At 35.2% G+C, this 6,544-nt stretch carries 3 protein-coding genes; all 3 read right to left on the bottom strand.

Annotated features, from left to right (window positions below; translation table 11 throughout):
• Positions 1 to 168: 168 nt before the first annotated feature.
• On the bottom strand, positions 169 to 3,867 hold the full coding sequence (locus F6K13_RS12795) for an adenylate/guanylate cyclase domain-containing protein (protein WP_124144339.1): 3,699 nt from the start codon (positions 3,865 to 3,867) through the stop codon (positions 169 to 171).
• Positions 3,868 to 5,322: 1,455 nt separating this feature from the next.
• Complete coding sequence (locus tag F6K13_RS12790) at positions 5,323 to 5,715, bottom strand: RidA family protein (protein ID WP_124144340.1); 393 nt, start codon at positions 5,713 to 5,715, stop codon at positions 5,323 to 5,325.
• A gap of 267 nt (positions 5,716 to 5,982) precedes the next feature.
• The coding region (locus tag F6K13_RS12785; protein WP_287287551.1) for an ion transporter at positions 5,983 to 6,544 on the bottom strand (562 nt) is incomplete at its 5' end.

The following is a 6,544-nucleotide window of genomic DNA, read 5'->3' as shown; positions in this document are numbered from 1 at the left end:
ATGATATTATATCATGTCCAGATAATTAGTGATCAAAAAACTTTCTCCTTTTCCTCCTCTTTATTCTTTCTTCTTGCTTCTTTCTTCTTATTTCTTCCCTCCTGACTCCTGAGTTCTGACTCCTGACTCCTCCGTCGTTTATTTATAAGTATTCAACTGGACATGATATTAGTCTACTCGACCCTCAAGCAAATGATTTTTGTGCGAAAAGATCAAATTTTTTTCACTATTTTCCCTTCTACCTTGAAGCCAATAAGTAATCATTTCTCCTCTACCTCTAACTGAAATATTTCCCCGTGGTTCTAATAAATATTTATCTTTTAAAACTTGATAAGTAGCTTCAGTAACTTGAATTTTTCCAGGTATTCCACTTGCTTCCATTCGAGATGCCACATTAACTGTATCACCCCACAAATCATAAATAAACTTTTTAGTACCAATTACTCCTGCTACAACAGTTCCAGTATTAACACCAATCCGAATTTGGAAAGGTTTTCCCAAGTCATTTAAAAATTTAGTAATGGCCTGCTGCATATCTATTGCCATTTCAGCGATCGCTTCTGCATGATCGTCTCTAGCTGCGGGTAAACCACCAACGACCATATAAGAATCCCCAATAGTTTTAATTTTTTCTAAATCATGTTGTTCAGTCAATTGATCGAAAGCTGAGAAAATTCGATTGAGCAGATCAACTAATTGATTAGGAGATATCCGAGCTGAAAAACCAGTAAAATCGACAATATCAGCAAACAAAATAGTTACATTTTCAAACCGTTTAGCAATTGGATGTTGATTTTGTTTTAATTTTTCAGCAATCTTCGCAGGCAAAATATTCAACAATAAACGGTCAGATTTTTCTTGTTCTAATCGTAGTGCACTCTCTACATGCTTACGTTTTGTAATATCTTGAATTGTACCTTCATAATAAAGTATTTCTCCCTCAAAATTACGAACTACACGAGCATTTTCAGAAATCCAGATTATAGTACCATCAACACGATAAGCTTCTGATTCAAAGGATGATATAGAACCATCTTTGTCAAGGGCAGCAATAAACTCAGAGCGACGATTTGGATTAACATACAGTTGTTGGGCAATGTCAGTCATTTGATTTTTCAACTCTGCTTCCGAGGAACAACCATACATCTTCGCTAAAGCTGGATTTGCACTAATGAAATATCCTTCTGGGGAAGTTTGAAATATACCTTCTGCAGTATTTTCAAAAATGCTACGATATTTTTCTTCAGCTCGCTGTAGTGCATCTAGCACCCGTTTGCGTTCTGTAATATTACGCGCTACCCAAATCACACAGTTATCTGGTAATGGTGAAATGTTAGCAGTAAACCAAATTTCATTAGGATTAGGAAGAGGAGAATAGGGATAGGGAGGCAAATCAGAAGATTTGTAATTAGGAACTTTGCATGAAATTCCCCATAGAGAGTTAGGCTTTTGAATATTGCCGTTCTGTGGATTTACAAGCAGACTATATTCTAAATTAACAGTTTCATGTGTATTCAGCACCCGCTGAATATTAATCATAAATAGGTTTGCTTGTTGAGGAGGCAAAACTTCATAAACACTTTTACCAATCAATTCATTGATGGGACTATATAACACTTCTGAATTAGTAGATAAGATTTTGACATATCTACCTTTAGCATCGAAGACAGTAATTACATCAGTCATTGCCTCAAACAAAACCCGCAGTTCCGCTTCTGATTTTCGTAAGGCGGTTTCTACTCGTTGACGCTCTGTAACTTCCATCATTAACAAACGATTTGATTCTTTGAGAGCAGCAGTACGTTCCTCCACTTTTGTTTCTAACTGCTGATTAGCTCTTTGCAATGCTTCTTGTGCTTGTTTACGTGCTGTAATATCTTCAACAGTTCCTTCGTAACGAATTAAATTACCATCTCGGTCTCGTACAGCTCTGGCATTTTCAGAAGTCCAGATCAGACTACTATCTCGGCGATAAACTTGTGACTGAAAGTTAACTACAACATCATGCTCCCGTAGTATTTGCATAAGTTGATAGCGGCTTTCTTGATTACCGTAAAGTCGATGTTGTAAGGAAGTAAGGTTAGTAATCATCTCTTCAGGAGATTCATAGCCATAAATTCTAGCTAATGCGGGGTTAACACTTATGAAGTAACCATCGGGAGTTGCTTGGAAAATTCCCTCGACGGCATTTTCAAAGATGGTACGATATTTCTCTTCTGCTTGTTTGAGTGCTGCTTCTGCATCTTTGCGTTCGGTAATATCAATACCTACAGCAAAAGCAGCTTTACCTTCAGCATATTTTTGGGAAACAATTAAATAATTCCGAGCAACACCATTCGCATAAGCAGATACTTCTCGACAGTCATCCCGAGCGTGACTGGCAAAAAATTGGCGCATAAATTCACTAAATTCTTCGCTGGCTTTCAGAAAGCCAATATTTTGGCCAATAAAAGCTTCTTTTGGTAAATTGTAAGTTTGTGCTAAGTGTTTATTAACTCCCAAGTAATGTAAATCTGAGCTGATCCAAGAGACAATTCCTGGAACTGCTTCTAAAACAGCTCCTAACTGTTCTTTAGTTGCTCCAAGGTCTGATTCAGCTTGTCTGCGTTCGGTAATATCAATACCTACCACAAAAGCAGCTTGATTTCGATCATATTTGCGAGCAACAATTAAGTGATTTTTGGTTTGATTTTGGTAATTTGAAATAATCTCAGAAGTTATTTCCTGCTGAGAACTTGCAAAAAATTCTTTAATTAAGGTATTAAATTCAGAGCTTTTATCTATAAAACCAATATCTTTACCGACAAAATCTGTTCTCGATCGTTTAAAGATATCAGCTAATTGTTGATTTACTTCAATATAGGTTAAGTCTGAATTAATCCATGAAACCATTCCTGGAACTGCTTCTAATACTGTTTCTAGTTTTTCTTTAGCTGCTAAAAGATTTTGTTCTGCTTGTTTGCGTTCGGTAATATCAATACCTACCACAAATGCAGCTTGATTTTGATTGTATTTTTCTGCTACAATCAAATAATTTCGAGGTTCTCCATGAATTTGTGATACTATTTCACCTGTGATTTCAGACTCAGAACTAGCAAAAAATTTATCAACAAATTTATTGAATTCAGAACTTATGCCTAAAAAACCAATGTTTTTACCCATAAATTCTTTTCTGGGCATACTAAAAATATCAGCTAACTTTTGATTAACTTCTATATAACATAAATCCGAACTAATCCAAGATACTGTACCTGGTACTGCTGCTAATACTGTTTGTAACTGTTCTTTAGCATTTATTAGGTCATTTTCTGCTTGTTTGCGTTCTGTAATATCAATACCTACCACAAAAGCAGCTTGGTTTTTGTTGTACTTTTCTGCGACAACCAAATAGTTGCGAGGTTGTCCATGAACTATTGATGTAATTTCACGACTTGTTTCTAAATTTGAACTTTCAAAAAATTCTTGTAGAAAGTCATTAAACTCAGAACTTGCGCCTAAAAAACCAATATTTTTACCCGCAAATTCTTCTCTGGGCATACCAAACATCTCAGCTAACTGCTGATTGACTTCTATGTAGTGTAAATCCGAACTCACCCAAGATACTGTACCAGGTACTGCTGCCAAAACTGTTTGTAATTGCTCTTGAGCTGCTTTCAGAGCTGTTTCTGCTTGCTGGTGTTTAACAATTTCTTGCACTAACCGATCGTTTGATTCTTTGAGTGCTGCAGTGCGGTCTTCAATGATCATATTTAACTCTTGCTCATTTAAAATGCAACTTGAATTTGCTGTTTTTAGTTCACTAACACTTTGGCGCAGAGCAATCAATTCCTGAATCAATTCCTTTTTAGTTTTATCTTGGTCATTCATAATTTTCAAAGTTTATGATGATCTAGGAGTATATTAATTTGTATTTAATCGTGCACTTATTTATACAAAGTTCTCTTGATTCCTATTTAATTTGTGGGCAATAAATATAATCATTTTGAATAGCAAAATGTTATACATTATTATCAATTAATACTAACTGTTGATAACAAATATTAATTATTCTCTCTCTCCTACCATAATAGTAGTTTTAATTTGGGTCGGGTGGACTTGAAGAATTTGAGAATATTAAAAATTTTTTCCTTTAAATCCTCCTATTTTCTGCTTTCAAAGCATCTATTCTAAAAATTAATTAAATTGAGAAAGGCGACAATTTAACAATTGTTTATATTTAGATGAATAGATTGGTAGATACCAGAGGGCTATCTACCAATCTATTCATCGATCTAGTAGACATTTCCTGATATAATTTGTATCAATTATGATGTTTTTTTCCTGGTTTGATATCTATGTATTCCTTATTTTGAGAAGGTTACAGATGGAGATGCCCTATGATAGCAAAAAAACTGATGATATTGTAACACTCTCATATCTTAATGTCAAAATTTGGCCATGGATATGAAATAAATTGTTACTTTATCAAATAACCAATTAATTAAATTTGATATATGGTAATTTTTAGATGTAGTTATATAGACAATATTCTGGCAATAAGCAAAAACTCTATAATAGATAAAAATATCAGAATTATTTTTAGGTATTTACTACTACTTAGATTAGTAGAAATCTACTTCATATTGGGATGATCGGCGAGTTAAAACCTTGTAGTCAACAACACCAATTATTGTAAAATTTCTCATAGTAGTGAGATGTAATTTTATTCAATTTCCTACTTTTTCAGCAATTTCACTTTCAAAAATATTTAACACAACCACCTTGAGGAAATATTAGGGGAGATGGGGAGTGTGGAGAGTGTGAGATCCCACCCCTAATATCATGTCCGGTTGAATAATTAGACTTTGCTGGAAGGAAGGCAGCTATGCTGGAGGCAGGAGGCAGAAGGTTTTATCCTATTGTCACCTTAATTTTATACACGCTCCGATGCTACCGGACATGATATAACCCCTCCCAGGAGGAGAATGTGGGAATATCAAGAAAGATTTGGCAATGGCGCTCAGATAGAACATTTTTTTATACCGAACCCGAGCAGATTTGATATTAGCGGAGAAGTTTTGGATATATGCACTCTAGAGAAAATCTTCTTTTGATATCAAGTCTGCTTCAGTACTTATTAGGACTTATACCATGTCCGGTTGATTACTTATAAATAAACTACGGAGGAGTTAGGAGGGAACAAAGAAGAATAAACAGGAGTAGAAGCAGAAAGTTTTTTGTTTGCTGGCGCACAACGCACGTTAACGCGGAGCGCGGAACAGAGTTCTATCGCGCTCTTATCCGGACATGATATCATATCTCTTTTCACCAACGCCAAACTTTTTATAGTACTGCAATACAGTCAATTTCTACAAGTACATCTTTGGGTAAGCGAGCAACTTCAACACAGGCGCGGGCAGGGGCATTTTCAGGGTTGAAGTATTTAGCGTAGATGGTGTTTACGGTGGCAAAGTCGTTCATGTCTTTGAGGAACACGGTTGTTTTGACAACATTTGACCAAGATGCACCTGCTGTGGTAAGTATAGCTTCTAGGTTTGCCATAACTTGTTCTGTTTGTTTACTTACATCGTCGGTGTACACTATTTGATTGATTCTGGTGTCGATCGCTATTTGACCGGAGACGAATAGCATTTGACCTGTGGCAGCGATCGCTTGATTATATGGGCCAACTGGTTCGGGAGCTTTATCAGTTTTGATTATTTTACGGGTTGTCATATTTTGTTTTTTTGTTGGTTGATTATGGCTTGGTGTTGATGGCTAATAATTTTCAGCTTGATACATTTCACCATTTCGCATTATTGCATAAGTAAAGTCTATTTTTTCAACTTTAATGTAGTTATATCATGTCTGCTTAATTAGTGATAGAAAACTTTCTTCTTCTGTTCCTTCTTTTTTACTCCTGACTACTGAGGACTGAGGAGGTCCTCCTCGGTCATTATTTATAAGTATTCAACCGGACATGATATTACTGCGATAATCTTGTTATTCTTCATCTATTTTTTGACCACAATGGGGACAAATTATAGATTTTTTATTTTGATTTGAAGCCCGTTTTTTTTCTATTTCTTCAGTAAAACCAGAAGCAACTATACCTGCTGGTAAAGCAAATATACCAACTCCTACTAATGCAGCGATCGCCCCTAAAAATCTACCTAAAGGAGTAATGGGATAAACATCTCCATAACCCACAGTAGTTAAGGTGATAATTCCCCACCACATAGCAGCAGGAATATGAGGAAAATCATCTGGTTGAGCTTCATGTTCAGCGAAGTAAATTAAACTGGCAGAAGTTACTAATAAAACTAAAGCAATAAATAAAGTAATAACTATCTCTTCTTGTTTTGACTTGATAACTTTACCAAATAATTTGACTGTATCTGAATATCTACTAATTTTGAATAACCGAAATATTCTAAATAAGCGAAACGAACGAGTAAATATTAGATTTGGCCAAAATAAAGGTAAGTAAAATGGAAGAATTGCGATTAAATCAATAATTGCTAAAGGTTTGATTATAAATCTTATTCTTCCCCATATTGGATGT

This window comes from Okeania sp. SIO2B9, from assembly GCF_010672505.1.
GTDB classification, from domain to species: Bacteria; Cyanobacteriota; Cyanobacteriia; order Cyanobacteriales; family Microcoleaceae; genus Okeania; species Okeania hirsuta.
The sequence above is the reverse complement of the archived record's forward strand: the minus strand, read 5'-3'. Positions and strand labels throughout refer to the sequence as shown.

What these genes read in the sequence shown, in the direction of transcription:
- F6K13_RS12795 (WP_124144339.1), bottom strand. Translation starts at nt 3,867, where the DNA reads ATGAATGACCAAGATAAAACTAAAAAGGAATTGATTCAGGAATTGATT.
- F6K13_RS12790 (WP_124144340.1), bottom strand. Translation starts at nt 5,715, where the DNA reads ATGACAACCCGTAAAATAATCAAAACTGATAAAGCTCCCGAACCAGTT.